The organism is Sphingomonas sp. FW306-1B-B10E (assembly GCF_058782005.1).
In genome coordinates this window covers 72,305-91,843 of record NZ_JBYSXG010000014.1, presented here as the reverse complement: position 1 = coordinate 91,843, position 19,539 = coordinate 72,305, and the positions used below count along the sequence as shown (strand labels likewise).

Below are 19,539 nucleotides of genomic sequence, written 5' to 3'. Positions count from 1 at the left end.
ACCCCAACCCCTCCCCTGAAGGGGAGGGGCTCAAGAAGGGCATGAAGAACACCGGCATCCCCGCCAACCGCATCGTCTTCTCCGAGAAGTTCGCCTGCCCGGTCTCCGGCTTCACCATCGCCGAGATCGAGCCCCGCCTCTTCAGCTTCAACGCCCCCCAGGGCGCCTGCCCGGCCTGCGACGGCCTCGGCGAGAAGCTCGAGTTCGACGAGGACCTCGTCGTCCCCAATCACGACCTCACGATCAAGAAGGGCGCGATCGTGCCCTGGGCCAAGTCCAACCCGCCCAGCCCCTATTACATGCAGGTGCTCGGCTCCCTCGCCCGCGAGTTCGGCTTCAGCCTCGACACCCCCTGGTCGGAGCTGCCGCCCGAGGTCCACTATGCGATCCTCCACGGCACCCGCGGCAAGCCCGTCACCCTGACCTTCGTCGACGGCCGCAAGTCCTACGACGTCAAGAAGCCCTTCGAAGGCGTGATCGGCAACCTCAACCGCCGCATGCTCCAGACCGAAAGCGCCTGGATGCGCGAGGAGCTCGCCAAGTACCAGGCGTCGCACCCCTGCGAGACCTGCAACGGCGCCCGCCTCAAGCCCGAGGCGCTCGCGGTCAAGGTCGCGATGCGCGACATCTCGAGCGTCACCCGCCTCTCGGTGGTCGACGCGCTCGCCTTCTTCGCCGCCCTCCCCGACCAGCTCACCCCACAGAGCAAGGAAATCGCCCGCGCGATCCTCAAGGAGATCGACGAGCGCCTCGGCTTCCTCAACAATGTCGGGCTCGACTATCTCAATCTCGACCGCACCAGCGGCACCCTGTCGGGCGGCGAATCCCAGCGCATCCGCCTCGCCAGCCAGATCGGCTCCGGCCTCTCCGGCGTGCTCTACGTCCTCGACGAGCCGAGCATCGGCCTCCACCAGCGCGACAACGACATGCTGCTCGCCACCCTCCGCCGCCTCCGCGACCTCGGCAACACCGTGCTCGTCGTCGAGCATGACGAGGACGCGATCCGCACCGCCGATTACGTCATCGACATGGGCCCCGGCGCCGGCGTCCATGGCGGCGAGGTCGTCGCCCAGGGCACGCTCGACCAGGTCCTCGCCACGCAGGGCAGCGTCACCGCCGACTATCTCAACGGCACCCGCGAAGTCCCCCTTCCCGCCAAGCGGCGCAAGGGCAACGGCAAGAAGCTCACCGTCCACAACGCCACCGCGAACAACCTCACCGGCGTCACCGCGAGCATTCCGCTCGGCACCTTCACCTGCATCACCGGCGTCTCGGGCTCGGGCAAGTCGAGCTTCACGATCGACACGCTCTACGCCGCCGCCGCGCGCCAGCTGAACGGCGCGCGCATCCTCGCCGGCAAGCACGACAGGATCACCGGGCTCGAGCATCTCGACAAGGTGATCGACATCGACCAATCGCCGATCGGCCGCACCCCGCGCTCCAACCCCGCGACCTATACCGGCGCCTTCACCCAGATCCGCGACTGGTTCGCCGGCCTGCCCGAGGCGCAGGCGCGCGGCTACAAGCCCGGCCGCTTCAGCTTCAACGTCAAGGGCGGCCGCTGCGAGGCGTGCACCGGCGACGGGCTGCTCAAGATCGAGATGCACTTCCTCCCCGACGTCTACGTCACTTGCGACGTCTGCCACGGCCAGCGCTACAATCGCGAGACCTTGGAAGTGAAGTTCAAGGGCAAGAGCATCGCCGACGTGCTCGACATGACCGTCGAGGACGCGCACGAGTTCTTCAAGGCGGTCCCCCCGATCCGCGACCGCATGGCGATGCTCGCCGAGGTCGGGCTCGGCTATGTCAAGGTCGGCCAGCAGGCGACGACGCTCTCGGGCGGCGAGGCGCAGCGCGTCAAGCTCGCCAAGGAACTCGCCCGCCGCGCCACCGGCCAGACGCTCTACATCCTCGACGAGCCCACCACCGGCCTCCATTTCGAGGACGTCCGCAAACTCCTCGAAGTGCTCCATGCATTGGTCGAGCAGGGCAACACCGTGGTGGTGATCGAACACAATCTCGACGTCATCAAGACCGCCGACTGGATCCTCGACCTCGGCCCCGAGGGCGGCGTCAAGGGCGGCGAGATCGTCGCCCAGGGCACGCCGGAACAGGTGGCGAAGGAGCCGCGGAGCTTTACGGGGAAGTATCTCGCGCCGTTGCTGGAGCGAGGGAAGGGCGCGACGCGGGCCGTGGCGGCGGAGTAGGCATTCTATCTCTTCCCGTATGCGGGGAGTGGCAGTCGCACTATGCTTGATGCCGAGCACTCGCTCCCCTTTAAGCTTTCCGCCGAACACATTCGGCGAAATGAATAGAAGGTATGGTTGCGCATTGGACGCAACTGTTCAAAGCTGACGATTGGGGGATCGGATGCCGTTCTATTTTCGAAAATCCGTTAACGCAGGACCATTTCGCTTCAACATTTCTCAGCACGGTTTCGGGGCGTCGGTGGGAGTCAAAGGGCTCCGCATCGGCACCGGACCTCGTGGGCATTACGTGCATGCCGGAAGCAATGGCTTTTACTACCGCGCTACAATAGGTCACGCTTCTTCCGCCGGGATGAAAGGCCCCGCCCCGCTCTCACAGACACAGCATTGGCTACCGGACGATTCCGATATGATCCCGATCACATCCGGAAACCTATTGGCGATGCAGGACACTGTCGTCGCTAACATTCTCCAAGAGATAAATACCAAGCATCGCCAACCCCGCCTAAGCCTCATACTTGGCTTAGTATCCACATTGGCCGCCATAGCGATCGTCTCAAATTTTGGAGTGTTCTCGGTACTACCGTCGCTCTTGCTTGCGATCGCCGGCGCCATATTCGGCAGTTGGCTCGACTCATATAAGCGGGCTGTCGTTCTGTTCTACGACGATGAGGAAGTCATAGCGCCAATCTTTCGGGAGATATCACTAGCATTTGACGGCCTGGCGGGATGCGCAGGGAAATGGCACATCCGAGCGGCAAAACCGGTCTATGACCTTACGACATGGAAGCGCCAAGCAGGCGCCTCGCGCCTCGTTGAACGCAAGGTGGCGACCCTCGCTTATCAGTTGCCGCCTATCATAAAATCGAACGTAATCCCGCCCGTCGTTCAGGCGGGAAATCGGCGTATATATTTTTTCCCTGATATGGCCTTGGTTGAAGGCGGCGGCACATTTGGCGCTGTCAGTTATGAGGCACTTTCGCTGCGATCGGAACCCTCGAACTTCATTGAGGAGGGAAGCGTCCCGCAAGACACGGAAATTCTCTACTACACTTGGCAGCATCCAAATAAATCAGGCGGCCCTGACCGCCGCTTCAAATACAATCGCCAGCTACCCGTCTGCCGTTACGACTTACTACATCTGACGAGCGGTAGCGGCATGAATGAACTATTTGAATTTTCTCGCCAAGGATTAGCAAACGTATTTATCAACGCTATTAAGAACTCCCCTCGACAAATCAACCCTGAAGTTACTGCCCTTCCGTCACCTCCCACACCGGAGAATTCGGATACCGCAGAGCGGGATGAGCGCTGGCTTCCAAGATGGGCCGCCGCTGCCTTGTGGCTAATTGGACTTCTATCTACTGCTTTCATTCTCTTTGGATTGGCCCGCATGGCGCCTTCAGCACCCTCTCCAATCGCCGAACCGGCCGAAACTCCTGCGCCGAAAGCAATGTTCGTCGCAGCGGCAGGCTTAAATTGCCGATCCACGCCATCCGTCACCAGTGAGGTGGTTAAAGCCTTCCGGAGCGGAGAGGGCATCCTTGTGCAAAGTCAGCAGGGAAAATGGTCTGAAATAAAATTAGAAACCGGCGCCTGCTGGAGCGTATCGAGCGGCCTATCGGTAGCGAAGCCTGTGGTTAAGAAGCCAGTTCGCCGAAAGAAGGTGCGAAAGAAGGTCATCAGCCCGCCGGAAAGCGAACCAGAAACGTCACTTCCCGAAATCTATTGATGCACCGACCAGCCGGACTGCGCTGAAAGCCGCCGGCGTCATACAGTTTAAGTGTACTGAGTGCGGAAATCGCAACTTCGGTCGGGAAGACGCGCCGCACCTCTTCCTGCCGCCACCTACCCGCGCTATATTCCACGGATGGCCAAGCTCTCGCCCATCGAGTCCGAATTCGCGACAACCGAAGAGGCCGAGGCGCATGACGCCTGGGTCCGGGCCAAGGTCGAAGCCCGGCTGGCGGACAACGCGCCCGGCATACCGCACGAGGAAGTCATGGCCCGGATGCAGGCCATCATCGATCGTCGCCAACAGGGCTGATGCCTCCGCTGATCTGGCATCCCGGGGCGCTGGACGACCTTGAGACGATCGTCGACTTCATCGAAGCCCGTAACCCGCTTGCCGCCCGGCGCATCGGCGACGCCATCCGCCACACCGCCGCGCAGCTACCTGCTCATCCCCACGCCTATCGGCCCGGCCGCGTGCCCGGCACGCGCGAGGCGGTTGTCCACCCGAACTACGTCCTGATCTATCGCGTCTCCGAGATCATCGAAGTCATGGCAGTGATCCACGCCCGCCAACTTTATCCCTGACTCCTTCGCGTCCTCTGCGTCCTCTGCGCGAGCCCTTCTTCTTCGCGCCTTCGCGCCTTCGCGCCTTCGCGTGAACTATCCTTCTTCGTCGTCACCCCGGACTTGTTCCGGGGCTCACCGCGCCGCCAGCGAAAAGCAAGCCGGCTCCAGCGCATCGCCCAGTCGCGCGGTGGATCCCGGCCCAAGCCTGTCCTGAGCGCCTGCCTTGCAGGCAGTCGAAGGGGCCGGGATGACGGTGAGAAAGGCGCCGACATGTTACCTTGCCGCCACGCCTCGCGACAAAAGAACAAACAGCAAACAAACCGCTTTCCTACAGCCCCCCTTCCGGCATATCTGGCGAGTCGCCTTCCGCGAAAATGGAGCGACGCCCGATGTCCGACACCCGCTACACCGCCTCCCGCCCCCAGGCGTCCGCGCGATGAACGCCCTCGCCACCCTCCCCGCCGATCGCACCCGCCACGACGGCTGGAACGCCGATCGCCAGCGCGGCTTCCTCGCCGCGATCGCCGATGGCGCCACGGTCGAGGCCGCGGCGAAGAGCGTCGGCATGTCGGCCACCGCCGCTTACGCCTTTCGCCGCCGCGCGCCCGGCGCCGCCTTTGCGCTCGGCTGGAGCGCCGCCAACCTGCTCGCCCGCGAAAAGCTCGCCGCCACGCTGACGTCGCGCATCTATGACGGCCAGGTCGACACGATCACCCGCGCCGACGGCTCGACCTACACCCGCCACCGCTTCGACAACCGCCTCGCCTCCGCGATGCTCGCCCGCGCCGATCGCTATGCCGACGATCCCGCCCAGGGGCCGATGGTCGCCGCGGCGCGGCTGGTCGCGCAGGATTTCGACGCGTTCCTCGACGTGATCGGTCGCGACCAGGGACCGGCGCGCGCCGGCATGTTCCTGAACGCCCGCGCCGCGACCGCGCTGGACCTCGCGCCGATCGCCGCGCTCGCCCGCGCCGATCGCTTCTGCCGCGCCGGCGCCGGCTGCGCCGCCGAAGTCGACACCAGCGACCTCGACCCCGCCGAGCGCGCGGGCTGGACCGGCGAGCAATGGTGCCGCGCCGAGGCCGCCGGGCTGTTCGTCGCCGCTCCGCCCGCTCCCGATTCCACCGCGCCGGACCCGCAACTTTCTAAACTTCAGCAGCGCGACGCGGCGCTCCAGGCCTTTCTCGACGCAAATCTGCCCCCCGCGCGCGACCCTGCCGAACCGGTCTGGTGGGACGGGCGGTTCGGCACCTGGCGCACGCAGTTTCCGCCGTCCGACGATTTCTTCGGCGAGGAGGAGGGCACATTCGGCGAGGAGGGCTATTCGCGCGCGCTGACCGAAGCGGAGGCGGCGGCCTATGGTGCCGATTACTTCGCCGAGGTCGCCGAGCGGAGCGTGCGCGAGGGCCGGCTGCGCGACTTGTTCTTCGGCTTCGCCACGCCGACCGAGGAAGAGCTGGCGGCAGCTGCCGCGCTGGCGGAACCGCCCGTCGAACAACCCGAAAATCCCCCGGCTGCGGCGAACCCCGCGCCGCCCCGCGCGTTGACGCTCCAGACCGCCAATCCCGGCGATGGGAGTGATGCCATGAGTATTTTCGGCAAGATCAAGGACGCGATCTTCGGCCATCCCAAGGCCCAGGCGCAGACGCCCGCCCAGAGCCAGGCGCCCGCCCAGGCCCAGGCTCCCGCAATGCCGCAGATCCAGCAGCCCGCCGCCGCCCAGCCCGCCGCGCCCGCCGAGCCGGTGGACGTCGAGAACGTGCTGATGGTGTTCGAGACCGAGCGCGGCAGCGCCGACCTCAACTGGCGCAGCTCGATCGTCGACCTGATGAAGCTGCTCGGCCTCGATTCGAGCCTCGAGAACCGCAAGGAACTCGCCACCGAGCTCGGCTATACCGGCGCCAAGGACGGCAGCGCCGAGATGAACATCTGGCTCCACAAGGCAGTGATGGAACAGCTCGAAAAGAGCGGCGGCAAGGTCCCGGCCAGCCTCAAGGACTGAGGCTCACAGAAGAGAGAGGTTCACGCAAAGGCGCGAAGGCGCAAAGATGTAAGCCCAGCCACGGCACTCGGTTGCCGCGTCAGCGACTGGAAACGCCCCAGCGACGATTCCGTCCGCTGCACGAAGGCTGCCTTCTTCGCGCCTTCGCGTGAATCAATCTCTTCTTCGAAGCCTCGACGACCAACCGGAACCGGCCCCCGCCCCGCCCGTTTCCCCGCCACGCCGCAACAGGAAAAGCACGATGGATTACAAGAAGCTAAGCCTCGGCCTCGGGCTGTTCAGCATCGCGCTCGGCGCCGCCGAACTGCTCGCCGCGCGGCGGATCGCCGAGACGCTGGATGCCGACGGGCATGACGGCATCGTCCGCGCGTTCGGCGGGCGCGAGATCGCCGCGGGGATCGGCATCCTCACCCAGCCGGCCAATTCGACGACGATCTGGAACCGCGTGCTCGGCGACACGATGGATCTGGCCGCGCTCGGCGCCGCCGCGCGCAATGCGCCGCGCAATGCCGCAGTCTGGGGTGCGCTCGCCTTCGTCGCCGGCGCGACCGCGCTCGACATCTTCACCGCGCGCGGCCTCGATACCGAGACCGGCAAGGCGCTCCCTACCGAGGCGAAGGGCGCGCTCGCTTGAAAGCGGGCGACCCGCGTCCTACATTAACCCTAGGCGCCCGCCGCGATGCGGCTGTTCCGCGATGGAACTCCGGCGCCCTTCGTCCTTTCTCGCAAAGCAGGGATGCCGGCCTTCGCGCCGATCTCCGCCTGCGCCCGGCCTCGGCCGGACGGACGTTTCGAAAACCCCAATTGGATACAGAATGAACTTTTTCAGCCATATCGAAGACACCCAGATTACCCGCGGCGCCCGCAAGGCGTTCGATGCCTTCGTGCCGCTCCACCGCCGCCTATTCCCGATCGAGCAGTGCCCGCGCGAAGTCGCCCGCGCCGCCGTCCGCGAAGTGCTCGGCTGAACCAGCCCTCGGGGCGCGGCTTGACCGCCGTGCCCTTCCCGCCGACGCGCCGCTTGCAATGTAGGATTTGGCCTGCTTGTCTCGGCGCTCGGGCTCAGGGTCGCGCTCTTTGACACCGTCCAAGATGCGCTTGATCGCGCCGTCGCTTCGCCCAAGAAGAGTCCAAGTCGCGCCGCCCGCATTCCATACATTCTTCGCCGATCGATTCGGCAAATCCGCGGCGCCATGCTATGTCGCGACTCATCACCGGCATGCTGAATTCGTAAGCGCCGGTGGCTGAGAGACTGGACCGTGCTCCCGCTTACCGACGTTCGGAGCTTTGCCATGGACCTCGACTATCTGAGCAGACGTCACGCCGACGAACTCGCCCGCGCCGCAGCCGCCGACAGTGCCCCCGCGCGCCTCGCCCATCAGGCCATGGCGCGCAGCTACGCCGCCCTCATCGCTGCGAACAAGCGCGGCAGCAGCCCAGCGCCGCGCCCCGCCGCCCCTGGCGACCTTCACGCCGAGTGAGCAGCAGACTGCGACGATCGGCTTCCCTCCTTTCAAGGGAGGGGCTAGGGGTGGGTAAGAAAAGGTCGGGCTCGATGCCCGGCCTTTTCTTCTGGCGAGCAAGTAATTGGCTCGCCGACGCTCCGGGCCTCGGCCTCACGCTTTGGTAAAGACCGCGGCGACCACTGCGATCCGGTCGACCTCGGCATAAGCCGGCTGGGCGAGCTCCTCGCCGAACACGTCGGGATCGATCTCGCGGTAGCGCAGCGCACAGCCCTCCGCCGCGGCAAGCTCCGCCAGCGCCGCGCCGAGCACATCCTCGCCGCGGACGATCGCGCTGCCGGTATAGAGGATCAGCCGCCCGCCCGGCGCGAGCCGTCGCAGCGCCATCTCGGCCATGTCGACCGACACCTGCCCGCCGTGCATCGCCCCGCCGTCGCGATAGGTCCGGGCATCCTCGTCGATGATATAAGGCGGGTTGGCCAGCGCGAGGTCGATGGAGGCGACGATCGGATCGAGCCTCTCGCTCTCCACGCCGCGGATCGCGACCCCCGCTGCCGCGGCGTTGATCGCGGCGAGGCGCAGCGCCGCCGGGTTGACGTCGGTCATCCACGCCGTCGCCTCGGCGCAGCGCTGCGCGGCGACCATCGCCCCGACGCCCGATCCGGTGCCGATGTCGACGATCGTCGCGCCGCGGGGCGCCGGCGCCGCGGCGAGCTCGGCCGCGATCAGGTCGGCGAACCGATAACTGTCCGGCCCGAAGAACACCGAATCCTCGGCCTCGGTCGGGTAAGCCGAATGGAGATAGAGATCCTGCTTGAGCGACGACACGCGCAGCCGGCTCCGGCACAGCCCGTCTCCTGCCTCGGCCAGCGCGCCGCCCGCGTCGAGCAAAGCGAGCAATTCGGGCTCGATCAGCCCGGGCGCGAAGGGCAGGCTCCAGCCGAGCACGTCGGCAAGGTCGCGGGCGGTCCGGCGGTCGGCGCGCGCCACGACCCGGGCATGCGTCGCCGGGGTCGGCGTGACGAAGCGATAGCCGCGCCGCTTGAGCGTCTCGAGGAGGCGAACCAGTGCAGCGTCGGTGTCGGTCATCGTTTCTCCAGGCACAAAAAAGCCCGCGGAGCCGTGAGGCTCAACGCGGGCTTCCTTTGATGGTGGGCGTGGCAAGGATTGAACTTGCGACCCCTGCGATGTCAACACAGTGCTCTACCACTGAGCTACACGCCCCCAAGGAGGGCGGGCTTTAGCGGGGCTTTTTGCCCCGCGCAAGCGCCCTAATTCGGAAATCAGTTGAAGCCGGCATTCTCCGACTGGAACATGCGGTCGACCTCGAGCACGAGGTCGCGCAGATGGAACGGCTTGGAGAGCACGCGGGCCTGCGGAACCTGCTTGCCGGCCTTGAGCGTGACGGCGGCGAAGCCGGTGATGAACATCACCCGCATCTCCGGCGCCATCTCGCTGGCGCGCTGGGCGAGCTCGATCCCGTCCATCTCGGGCATGACGATGTCGGTGAGCAGCAGGTCGAATCGCTCGGCCTCGAGCAAGGGGATCGCCTCGGTGCCGCGATCGACGGCGCTGACTGCATAGCCCGAGCGTTCGAGCGCGCGGGTGAGGTATTCCCGCATCACGCGGTCATCCTCGGCCAGCAGAATCCGGATCATCACTACCCCAACCAATCTAGGTCGCCATCCTATGCGCAAAGCCCTTAAAAATTTCCAGTCCGTTTACCTACGGGTGATTGCTGGCGAGGCGCGCCGTGCCTAGGCAGGGACCAGTGACGACCACGCCCGCCTTCGTCCGCTATGGCCCGCTCGAGCCGGTGACGCCGGTCGTGCTGTCGGTGCCGCATGCCGGGCGGGACTATCCGCTGGCGCTGCGTTCCGCGCTGCGGGTGCCGCTGGCGGCGCTCAAGGGGCTGGAGGATCGCTATGCCGATGCGCTCGGGCTCGATGCGCGGCGCACCGAGACGTTGTTCGTGGCGCAGCGCGCCCGGGCGTGGATCGACCTCAACCGCGGCGAGCACGAACGCGATCCGCGACTCGACGACGGCGCCGCCCGGATCGGCACCCCGCAATCGGCCAAGCTGCGCAGCGGGCTCGGGCTGGTACCGCGGCGGGTCGGCAATTCGGGCGACATCTGGCAGCGCCGCCTCTCGGCCCACGAAGTCGACCAGCGGATCGAGGCCGATCACCGGCCCTATCATGCCGCGATCGCGGCGGCGCTGGCAGCCGCGCGGATGCGCTTCGGAGTCGCGGTGCTGATCGACGTGCATTCGATGCCTTCGCTGGGTCCGGCGGAGAACGCCCCGCGCCTCGTGCTCGGCGACCGCTTCGGCAAGTCCGCCGCGGCGCGCTTCACCGACCGGATCGAGGCCGTTGCCAGGGCGCACGACGTGGCGATGGCGGTGAACGCGCCCTATTCGGGCGGGCACGTGCTCGAACGGCACGGCGAACCGCGACGCGGGATCCACGCGCTTCAGCTCGAATTCGATCGCGGGCTGTATCTCGACGCGGCGCTGGACGGCCCCGGCGAGGGACTCCCGGCGACCAGCCGGCTCCTCCGTGCGATCATCGACGCAGTGACCGACGAGGCACTGCCGACCGCACTTGCCGCCGAATAGAAAAAAGCCACCTCGTGCGGTGCACGAGGTGGCCAAGGTTCAGGGAGGAGACACGCCCGAGGGCGTGTCGCACGGCTTCGTGAAAGGGGGGACACGACGCCGTACAGGGTAAATATAGTTGACAGGCCAAGGAGTTCAAGGCCCTGCGAGGAAACGTGCCGTGACGACGCTCAACCGTTGGAGGCATCGCATGCCGCTCCCCGGCCCCGCTCCTATAGCCCAAGCGCGTCGCGAATGGTGTAGAACATGTCGGTCTGGTCGGTGAGCCCGGCGAAATTGGCGGCGCGCGGGCCGAACGCCGCGACACGCAGCTGCGTGCCGGTATGCCCCTGCGAGCCTTGCTCGGCCGTTCCGTAATTGACCGTCAGCACGGCATCGTCCTTGGTGATCAACGCCGCGGTCAACCCCGGCGCCTTGCTGCCATTGCCGATGATCTGGCTGGTATGGGCGTGGTCGGCAGTGACGATCACCAGCGTGTGCCCGTCGGCTTTTGCAAAGGCGAGCGCGACCTGCACCGCTTCGTCGAGATCGACCGTTTCGCCGATCTGACCGCACGGATTGGCGGCATGATCCTCCTTGTCGATCGACGCCCCCTCGACCTGGAGGAAGAAGCCCTCGGGCTTCTTGCCGAGCAAGGCGATCGCCTTGCGCGTCATCGCCGCCAGCGTCGGGATCCCCGCGGTGCGCTCGGGATTGACGGTGCAGCGCGCCGCCGGCTGGTCGATATTGCCGTGATGCGTGGCGCGCGGCCCCTGCCAGCGCACCGGCATATTGCCCTCGGCGAACAGTCCGAGCAGCGGGCGTTTCTGGTCGGCGCCAGTCACGGCCTCGAGCGATGCGGCATCGCGCACCACCGCATAGCCTCGCGCCGTCGCCTGTTCGAACAGCGTCTCGCCCTGCCAGGCCCCGGCGCGCGCGGCCTCGGCAAAGGTCGCCGCGCCGCCGCCCAGCACCAAATCGGGGCGCAGTGCCAGCATCTGCTCGGCGATCGAGCCGGCGCCGCCACGCTCGAGCGCGTTGCTCGGGCATTGCGCGCTGGTCGCGACCGGGCCGAAGCAACTGCGCTGGGTCACATGCGCCACCTGCGCGGCGGGCGTGGCATCCTCGATGTCGGCGGTCGTGACGTCGCCGGTGGCATAGCCCGCGGCCTTGGCGAGCTCGAGCAGCGAGCGGTGCGGCGCCTCGCGGATGTCGACGCCGATCGCGCCGTTATAGCTCTTGACGCCCGTCGCCCAGGCGGTGGCGGAAGCGGCGGAATCGGTGACGTAGTTCGGTTTCCCCGTCGCCTTGTCGAGCGAATAATGGGTGTATTGCCCGGTGACCGGCAACGCGTCGATGCCCTTGAAGTAGCCGCCCGCGCCCTCGGCATAGTCGCGCGCCAGCGTGATCTCGGAATCGCCCATGCCGTCGCCGATCAGCAGGATCACGTTGCGGACCTTCCCCTCGCGGATCAGCTGGCGATAGGCATTGGTCATGTCGCCATGGATGCGACGCGCGCCCTCGGGCTGGCTGAGGTCGCCCTTCGCCGCGCGCGACAGGTCGAGCGAAGGCGCAGCGCGTTCCTGCGCCGATGCGCCGGTGGCGAGCAGCGCGATCGCGGCGGTCGCGCAGGACAGGCGGACAGACTTCATGGAGACTCCTTCGTTGGCCACGTCGGGCGATCGCACCGTGGTGACCGCCGGGGAAAACCGCTTTCCCAACCGTGCATGGTGGGGAAAGCGCGAGCCCATAGCTCCTGCGCCGTGACAGGTTCGTGACGCGCGGAACGTTCTATCCCCCGGGTCGCGTCACAAATCTGCACCGCAGTTGACGGAAACCATATCCGCGAGTCTCGTAGAGGTAGAGGAGAGGACCTACGGAACGCCAAGCGCTGGCCGAATGGGTGGGACGCGAGATCCTGCCGCACGAACGCGACTTGCGGATTTGGCTGCAGCGGCGGCTCGTCGCCCCTGCGGACGTGGAGGATATCGTGCAGGAATGTTACTGCCGCCTCGCGCAGCTGCACGACGTCGCGCACGTGACGTTGCCGCGCGCCTATCTCTTCACGATGGCACGCAACCTCGCGCAGCGGCAGCGAAAGCGCGCCCGGGTGGTCCGGATCGAAGCGATGACCGACACGATCGACGACCAATGGGCGAGCGACCTGCCCTCCCCCGAGAGGATCGCCGCCGCGCGCGAGGAGCTCGGCCGCGTGCAAGCGGCACTCGCCACGCTTTCCGATCGGGCGCGGCGGATCTTCGTGATGCGCAAGGTGGAGGGTCTGTCGCAGAAGGAGATCGCCCAGACCCTGGGGGTCAGCGAGACGATCGTCGAGAATGAGGCGAGCCGGAGCCTGCGCGCGGTTCTAAAGCTGATGACCGAGCCGGGCACGCAATCCACGGAAGGCGTCGCGCATGCACGATCGCGCTGAGCAGGACGCCGCCGCATGGGCACTGCGCCATCCCCTCGATGCGTCGGGGCAAGCCGAACTCGAAGCGTGGCTGGCCCAGGATCGCCGTCACGCCGGCGCGCTGCTGCGTGCGCAGGCGGCGTTGAGTGTGATCGACCACGCCCTCGCCCCCGACGCACCGTCACGTGCCCTTCCCGCGCCCGCCCCGACCCGGCGCTGGCTGCTGGCGGGTGTCGGCGGCGCGGTGGCCGCGGCGATTGCGGGCGTCGTCGGGTGGCCGCGGCTCATGGGCGAGAACGTGACCACCGCCCGCGGCGAGATTCGAAGGTTGCCCCTCGAAGACGGTTCGGTCGCGACGATCGACACGAGCAGTGAATTGCGCGTCGTGATGGCCGAGGACAGCCGCCGTATCGCGCTGCGCAAGGGCCAAGTCTGGTTCCAGGTCGCCAAGGACCGCAAGCGCCCGTTCGTCGTGGATGCGGGCATCGCCCAGGCGCGCGCGGTGGGAACCGCCTTTTCGGTGCGCCGCGCCGATGCCGGCGTGGAAGTAGCCGTCACCGAAGGCACCGTGGCGGTCTGGGCCAGCGACGCCAGTGGCAGCATGACCATCCTCGAAGCGGGCCAGTTCGCCACATTCCGTCCGGGCGAGGCAGCGCCGAAGACGGGAACCGCGCCCGCCGCGATCGAGCGGTCGCTGGCGTGGCGCAGCGGCGAGATCTCGCTGGAGAACGAGACGCTGGCGAGCGCGGTTGCGAAATTCAATCGCTACAATCGCCAGCAATTGGTGATCGCGGACCGGGCCCTGGCCGACGAACGGCTGGTCGGGCTCTTCCAGATCGACAGCCCGGAGGTCTTCGCCGAATCGCTGCGCGCCTCGCTCGACGTCGCGGTCACCAGCACGCCTACCGAAATCCGGCTCTCGCGCAAAAACGTGCCCCGGCCCTGACGGAAACGCGCCGGCGCGGACTCTTGTTGACGAGAGCGTACCGGCAACAGGGCGCCCGATAAAATCCGGGGAGGATCGAATGACATTTGCGCGTATCCATTGGCTGGGCAGTGCCGCCGCGATCGTGTGTGGCATCGCTTTTCCCGCCGAGTCCGCCGCCCAGATCCGGCGCTTCGACGTTGCCGCGCAGCCCGCGCGAACCGGCATCCCGCTGTTCGCGCACCAGGCCGGCATCCAGATCCTCGCGTCCGGCCCGATCACCGAGGGCGTAACGGTAAATCGCATCAAGGGCTCGATGGATGTCGCCGCGGCGCTCCGGATACTCTTGTCGGGCACCGATCTGATGCCGGTGACCGTAGGCAATGCGATTGTCCTCAAGCGCCGATCGGCAATGACGGCGCGGGCCGAGGTCGTTGCGCCCGCGGCTCCGCGCACGCTGGCGCAGGATATGCCGGAGCAGGCACCGGACTCGCCTCCCGAGACCGGCGACGGAGAGATCGTCGTCACCGGCATCCGTGCGTCGCTGCAGGAATCGATCAACGTCAAACGTGCAGCGGGTTCGATCGTCGACGTCATCACCGCGCAGGACATCGGCAAGCTTCCCGACCAGAACGTCGCCGAATCGATGAGCCGCGTGACCGGCGTCCAGATCAGCCGGCGCGAGGGCGACGGCTCCAATTTCACCATCCGCGGGATCTCGCAGAACCGGCTCGAGATCAACGGCCGCAACTTCGTCGGCCCGGGCAATGGCGGCAACGCCGCGCTGGAGACGATCAGCCCGGAGATCCTGTCGTCGATCGTGGTGGTCAAATCGCCGACCGCCGACATGCCCGAGGGTGCCCTCGGTGCGACGGTCAATCTGCGGACCAAGCGCCCGCTGGAGCTTGCCGACCTCGTCGTGGCGGGACGCCTCCAGGGCGCTTATGCCGACCAGGCCGACCATGTCGGCTATCGCGGATCGGCACTGGTGTCGAAGAAGCTCAGCGAACGCTTCGGCCTGCTCGCCAGCGTCGCCTATTCGGACACGCGGACGCTCGGCTATTCGTTCGAGGCCGGCGGATGGACGCAGACCAACGCGATCGACGGTAATGGCGACGGCATCGACGATCCCGGCCTGTTTCGTCCCAACCGCTTCATGGCGCGCCTGTTCGACCGCGCCGAGCAGCGGCTGACGCTGAACGGCACCGCGCAATGGCGCCCCACCGACACGCTCGAGATCATCCTCGACGCGACCTACAATCACCTCAAGCGACAGCGGAACAGCGTCAATTACCAGGTGCTGTTCAACAACAACGACACCGACGCGACGATCAACGACAAGGGCACCGTCGTCGCCGGGACCTTTGCCGGCGTCACCGTCCGCCCCCTGATCTACGACGAACCCACCGACCTCCGATCGACGCTGCTCGGCGGATCGGTGAAATGGGGGGAGGATCGCGCGCGGGTGCGCCTCGACATGTCGTACAGCCGCGGCAAGGGCAGCGACGGCGGGCCGGGCGCATCCTTCGCCTATGTCGTCGTGCCGCGCGCGGGAAACGTCGCCAACGCCAGCTATGATTTCCGCCCCGGCAATGCCGTGCCCAATCTGTCGCTCGACGCCAATTTCAACCCGAACGATCCGTCGCGATACCAATTGCTGTCGATCTTCGACTATGACGCGGTGACCGACAACAAGGGCTATGACGCGCGGCTCGATTGGGAATACCAGACCGAATGGGGTCCGCTCTCATCGGTCGAGGCGGGGATGCGCTACGAGCGTGTCGAGCTCCTCGCCGCCGATCCGCAGAACCTGCCCGTCGCCGCCAGCCTGCTTGCCGCGGGCGACCGCAACGGCGACGGCATCCTCACCGTGGATGAGCTTCCCGGGCTTAGCTATGGCAAGGATTACGGCAGCTTCTTCCCCGGCGTAGAGGGTGATTTCCCGCGCGACCTGCTTGGCGGCACGCTCGACAAGGGCGCGGCGCGCGACGGCCTCGGGCTCGTCGCGCCCAATCCCTTCGATACCAGGATCACCGTCGGGCCGACCTCGATCAAGGACGTCACCGAGGAAACGCTCGGCGTCTATGCGAAGGTGAACTTCAAGGGCAGCCTGGGCGGGATGCGCTACACCGGCAACGCGGGCCTGCGCTACATCGACACCGCACGCGCGACCTTGGGCTATCTGTCGCCGACCGCCACCAACGTGATCAAGGCCGATTTCGGCTATTGGCTGCCGAGCGCCAACCTCTCGCTGGATTTCAGCGAAGACCTCACCTTGCGCCTCGCCGCCGCGAAGGTCGTGTCGCGGCCCAGCCTAAGCCAGGTCAGCGCCAGCTTCGTCCCCAACACCGTCTCGATGACGGGGTCGCGCGGTAATCCCAACCTGCAGCCGTTCGAGGCGAAGCAGGCCGATGCCACGCTCGAATGGTATTTCGCGCCGGCGAGTTCGCTGACCGCTGCGGCCTTCTACAAGAAGGTCGATTCCTTCACCGTGACCACGGTGAGCCGCGAGTTCGTCCCCGGCTTTTCGGAGCGTTTCGGCCTGTTCGACATCTCGCAGCCGCAAAACGGCAGCGACGGCACGATCCAGGGTTTCGAACTGGCCTATCAGCACGCATTCCGCTTCCTGCCGGCGCCCTTCGACAATCTCGGCATCCAAGCCAACTACACCTATGTCGACAGCCGGACCCCACTCACCGATTCCATCACCGGCGCGCGCCTGCCGCTGCCCGGCCTGTCACGCGACAGCTACACGCTGGTCGGCTATTACGAGGACAAAATCGTGTCGCTGCGAGGGGCGTATACGTATCGCAGCAAATATCTGAACAGCGTCGGCGGGGCGGCGAGCGGCGGCAACACCTATGTCTCGGGACGGGGCCAGCTCGACGCTTCGGCGCAGATCAGTCTGACGCCGAACCTGCGGCTCACGGTCGAGGGGATCAACCTCACCAAGGCGATCGACCGCCAGTATCTCGGCGAGCCCGACCGGCTGACCTTCTCTGCGCGCGAAGACCGCCGCATCTTTTTCGGCGTCGCCGCGAGCTTCTGAGCAGATCGGAACCAGCCATGACCCGCAGCAAACTCCGCCACGCGCTCGCCGCAGCGACCTGCCTCTTCCCGCTGGCGATGGCGCCCGCAGCCGCCCGGCCAAGCCCGCCGAAGCGCGCCGATATCGTCGTCTATGGCTGCACCTCGGGCGGAGTGATCGCGGCGATCGAAGCGCGCCGGCGGGGTCGATCGGTGCTGCTGGTGTGCCGCGAGGACTATCTCGGTGGCATGTCGACCAACGGCCTCGGCTGGTCGGATACCGGCAACCACCGCGCGATCGGCGGGCTGGCGCTCGACTTCTACCGCAAGGTCAAGCGCCACTATGATGATCCCAAGGCCTGGACCTATGCGCCGCGGCCGGCGCGGGCCGAGAACTTTGTCGACGGCGACGCGATGTGGCAGTTCGAGCCCAAGGTCGGCGAGCGCATCTTCGAGGATTGGGTGCGCGAGGCGGGCGTCACGGTGGTACGCAATCAGCCGCTCGATCGCACGCGCGGCGCGGTCGAGAAGGCGGGCAGCCGCATCACGGCCTTCCGCGCGCGCTCGGGCCAGCGCTTCGAAGGCACGGTGTTCATCGATGCGACCTATGAGGGCGATCTGATGGCCGGCGCCGGCGTCAGCTTCACCGTCGGGCGCGAAGCCAATGCGACCTATGGCGAGACGCTCAACGGCGTGCAGCTGCGCAACACCACCAATCATCAATTCACGCTCGACGTGGACCCGTATCGCGTCCCCGGCGATCCCGCGAGCGGACTCCTCCCGCGGATCAGCGCCAAACGCCCCGCCCCGGACGGCAGCGCCGACACCAAGATCCAGGCCTATACCTACCGCATGTGCCTGACCGACGTAGCCGCGAACCGCGTCCCCCTGCCACGGCCCAAGGGCTATGACGCCGGCCAGTACATCCTGCTCCAGCGGTATATGGATGCCGGCTATCGCGACTTCTTCCGAAAGTTCGACCGCATCCCCAACGGCAAGACCGACACCAACAATTTCGGCGCCTTCTCGTTCGACAATATCGGCATGAACTATCGCTATCCCGAGGGCAGCGACGCCGAGCGCGCCGCGATCGCACGCGAACACACGACCTATCAGCAAGGCCTGTTGTGGTTCATGGCCAACGATCCCGGCGTCCCTGCCGAAACCCGCGCCGAAATGTCGAAATGGGGCCTGTGCAAGGACGAGTTCACCCGCAACGGCCATTGGCCGCGCGAGATGTACGTGCGCGAGGCGCGCCGCATGGTCTCCGACTTCGTGATGGCCGAGCCGCATCTGCGCGGCACCCGAGCGACGCCGCGACCGATCGGCATGGGGTCGTACAACATGGACTCGCACAACGTGCAGCGTATCGTCGACGCAAGCGGCTTCGCGCGCAACGAAGGCAATATCGAGATCAGCCCCGGCCGCGCCTATCCGATCAGCTACGACGCCATCGTGGCGAAGCGGCGCGAGGCGACCAACCTGCTCACTCCGGTCGCGCTATCGGCATCGCATATCGCATACGGCTCGATCCGGATGGAACCGGTGTTCATGATCCTCGGCCAGTCGGCCGCCGCCGCCGCTTCGCTGGCGATCGAGGATGGCGTCGCCGTCCAGGATGTCGACTATGCAAAGCTCGAGGCGTTGCTGCGATCCGAGCAGCAGATCCTGGCCCTGGCCTACTAGCTCCGCTTGACCCCGCCTCCGGCAGGTGATGGAACGGCGTGGTGAGCGAAGATCCATCCGAAGAACGCGCCGTCGAACCGGCAAAGCCCGACAGCCCCGCCGAGCAACGCGCCGCCGAGGCAGCGGCGATCCGCCGCCGCTGGATCACCCTGGGCGAAGTCCTGGCGGTCATTGCCGTCGTGATCTCGGCGCTGACTTTGTGGAATAGCTGGAGCGAGCGAAGCGAGAGCAAGGCGGCAAAGAGCGCGGAAGCCAAACAAGCGTCGGCCGGCGCGGCGACTTTGGTGCTCGTCGCCGGCGACAGCGGCAAGCGCGCGCTTGCGCTGCGGCCCACCTCCGCCGAACAGTCCGTCCAAAGCCAAAAGATCCAATTCCCCAGCGCGTTGAAGGTAGCTCCGGTCGAAACCACCGGCGAGCCCCGCATCGAAGCCAAATGGTTCGAAAGCGCGCTGACCCGGGCGCGCGAAGCGGCGCACCTGCCCGACGACAGCCGCGGCGACGAGCGGCTGCCGGTGGTGATCAGCACGCGCTTCCTCGCCAACGGCGTCCCGCACGAAGATACGGCGCTCTACGATGTCGGATACACCGTGAGCGGCCGCCTGCTCAGCGGGCACAGCGTCACGCTGCGCGGCATTTCGTTGGTCGCGCGGGTCAAGCCGGAAAGCGCGCCATCGAAGCTCGACGCGCGCTGGCGGAGCCTCGTTCCTGCGTCATAGGCCCGCTCACCCGCGAGAACGGCCGATCCTCGGTAACATCAGCGCAAATGTCGAGCACTTAGGGCGGCTGGTGGAGCTGAGGGGAATCGAACCCCTGACCTCTGCAGTGCGATTGCAGCGCTCTCCCATCTGAGCTACAGCCCCGCCGCCGACCCCGGCTGCGCCGGGAGGCGAACCCCTTAGCGAGACGCGATCCGCGATGCAAC

At 66.6% G+C, this 19,539-nt stretch carries 17 protein-coding genes and 2 tRNA genes; 14 read left to right on the top strand and 5 right to left on the bottom strand.

Features of this window, described 5'->3' with window-relative positions; translation table 11 throughout:
- The 8 genes from uvrA to AC3WJI_RS07905 form a co-directional block, all read left to right on the top strand.
- The coding region (gene uvrA / locus AC3WJI_RS07940; protein ID WP_492756719.1) for an excinuclease ABC subunit UvrA at positions 1-2,207 on the top strand (2,207 nt) is incomplete at its 5' end.
- 163 nt (positions 2,208-2,370) lie between these two features.
- On the top strand, positions 2,371-3,939 hold the full coding sequence (locus AC3WJI_RS07935; RefSeq protein WP_492756718.1) for a DUF4236 domain-containing protein: 1,569 nt from the start codon (positions 2,371-2,373) through the stop codon (positions 3,937-3,939).
- A 138-nt stretch (positions 3,940-4,077) separates the two neighbouring features.
- A complete protein-coding gene (gene relB, locus AC3WJI_RS07930) occupies positions 4,078-4,254 on the top strand; it encodes a type II toxin-antitoxin system RelB family antitoxin (RefSeq protein WP_492756717.1) in 177 nt (58 codons plus the stop codon).
- Positions 4,254-4,526 carry a type II toxin-antitoxin system RelE/ParE family toxin gene (locus tag AC3WJI_RS07925; RefSeq protein WP_492756716.1) on the top strand — a complete coding sequence of 91 codons (273 nt, stop codon included), beginning with the start codon at positions 4,254-4,256 and terminating at the stop codon, positions 4,524-4,526. Before relB ends, AC3WJI_RS07925 begins: the two co-directional genes overlap by 1 nt.
- A 418-nt stretch (positions 4,527-4,944) precedes the next feature.
- A complete protein-coding gene (locus AC3WJI_RS07920; protein ID WP_492756715.1) occupies positions 4,945-6,510 on the top strand; it encodes a DUF3597 domain-containing protein in 1,566 nt (521 codons plus the stop codon).
- Between the two features lie 241 nt (positions 6,511-6,751).
- Positions 6,752-7,144, top strand: coding sequence for a hypothetical protein (locus AC3WJI_RS07915; protein WP_492756714.1), 393 nt, complete (start codon positions 6,752-6,754; stop codon positions 7,142-7,144).
- A gap of 181 nt (positions 7,145-7,325) precedes the next feature.
- Positions 7,326-7,478, top strand: a complete 153-nt coding sequence (locus tag AC3WJI_RS07910) for a hypothetical protein (RefSeq protein ID WP_492756713.1) — start codon at positions 7,326-7,328, stop codon at positions 7,476-7,478.
- Positions 7,479-7,802: 324 nt separating this feature from the next.
- Positions 7,803-7,991 carry a hypothetical protein gene (locus AC3WJI_RS07905; RefSeq protein WP_492756712.1) on the top strand — a complete coding sequence of 63 codons (189 nt, stop codon included), beginning with the start codon at positions 7,803-7,805 and terminating at the stop codon, positions 7,989-7,991.
- Between the two features lie 135 nt (positions 7,992-8,126).
- Here the strand turns inward: AC3WJI_RS07905 and AC3WJI_RS07900 are convergent, their stop codons facing one another.
- The 3 genes from AC3WJI_RS07900 to cpdR all read right to left on the bottom strand — a co-directional run bounded on the left by AC3WJI_RS07900 (position 8,127) and on the right by cpdR (position 9,631).
- Positions 8,127-9,062 (bottom strand): methyltransferase, encoded by a 936-nt coding sequence (locus tag AC3WJI_RS07900; RefSeq protein WP_492756711.1) that lies wholly within the window; start codon positions 9,060-9,062, stop codon positions 8,127-8,129.
- 60 nt (positions 9,063-9,122) lie between these two features.
- Positions 9,123-9,197 (bottom strand) — tRNA-Val (locus AC3WJI_RS07895).
- A gap of 59 nt (positions 9,198-9,256) precedes the next feature.
- On the bottom strand, positions 9,257-9,631 hold the full coding sequence (cpdR, locus tag AC3WJI_RS07890) for a cell cycle two-component system response regulator CpdR (RefSeq protein ID WP_077509890.1): 375 nt from the start codon (positions 9,629-9,631) through the stop codon (positions 9,257-9,259).
- A 113-nt stretch (positions 9,632-9,744) separates the two neighbouring features.
- On the opposite strand from cpdR, the gene AC3WJI_RS07885 reads away from it, so the two are divergent.
- Positions 9,745-10,590 (top strand): N-formylglutamate amidohydrolase, encoded by an 846-nt coding sequence (locus tag AC3WJI_RS07885; protein WP_492756710.1) that lies wholly within the window; start codon positions 9,745-9,747, stop codon positions 10,588-10,590.
- Positions 10,591-10,802: 212 nt separating this feature from the next.
- Here AC3WJI_RS07885 and phoA read toward each other — a convergent pair whose 3' ends face one another.
- The gene (gene phoA, locus AC3WJI_RS07880; RefSeq protein ID WP_492756709.1) at positions 10,803-12,221 is read right to left on the bottom strand and encodes an alkaline phosphatase; all 1,419 of its coding nucleotides are present in this window, start codon (positions 12,219-12,221) and stop codon (positions 10,803-10,805) included.
- Positions 12,222-12,472: 251 nt separating this feature from the next.
- Here phoA and AC3WJI_RS07875 point away from each other — a divergent pair, with 251 nt between their 5' ends.
- From AC3WJI_RS07875 to AC3WJI_RS07855, 5 genes are all read left to right on the top strand, one after another.
- On the top strand, positions 12,473-13,000 hold the full coding sequence (locus tag AC3WJI_RS07875; protein ID WP_492756708.1) for an RNA polymerase sigma factor: 528 nt from the start codon (positions 12,473-12,475) through the stop codon (positions 12,998-13,000).
- On the top strand, positions 12,984-13,925 hold the full coding sequence (locus tag AC3WJI_RS07870; protein ID WP_492756707.1) for a FecR family protein: 942 nt from the start codon (positions 12,984-12,986) through the stop codon (positions 13,923-13,925). The genes AC3WJI_RS07875 and AC3WJI_RS07870 overlap by 17 nt, the downstream gene beginning before the upstream one ends.
- Before the next feature lie 79 nt (positions 13,926-14,004).
- Positions 14,005-16,953: a TonB-dependent receptor gene (locus tag AC3WJI_RS07865; protein ID WP_492756706.1), complete on the top strand. Its 2,949-nt coding sequence runs from the start codon at positions 14,005-14,007 to the stop codon at positions 16,951-16,953.
- A 17-nt stretch (positions 16,954-16,970) separates the two neighbouring features.
- Positions 16,971-18,617, top strand: a complete 1,647-nt coding sequence (locus tag AC3WJI_RS07860) for an FAD-dependent oxidoreductase (protein WP_492756705.1) — start codon at positions 16,971-16,973, stop codon at positions 18,615-18,617.
- A 41-nt stretch (positions 18,618-18,658) separates the two neighbouring features.
- Positions 18,659-19,333, top strand: coding sequence for a hypothetical protein (locus AC3WJI_RS07855; protein ID WP_492756704.1), 675 nt, complete (start codon positions 18,659-18,661; stop codon positions 19,331-19,333).
- Positions 19,334-19,401: 68 nt separating this feature from the next.
- Here the strand turns inward: AC3WJI_RS07855 and AC3WJI_RS07850 are convergent.
- Positions 19,402-19,477 (bottom strand) — tRNA-Ala (locus tag AC3WJI_RS07850).
- Positions 19,478-19,539 lie beyond the last annotated feature (62 nt).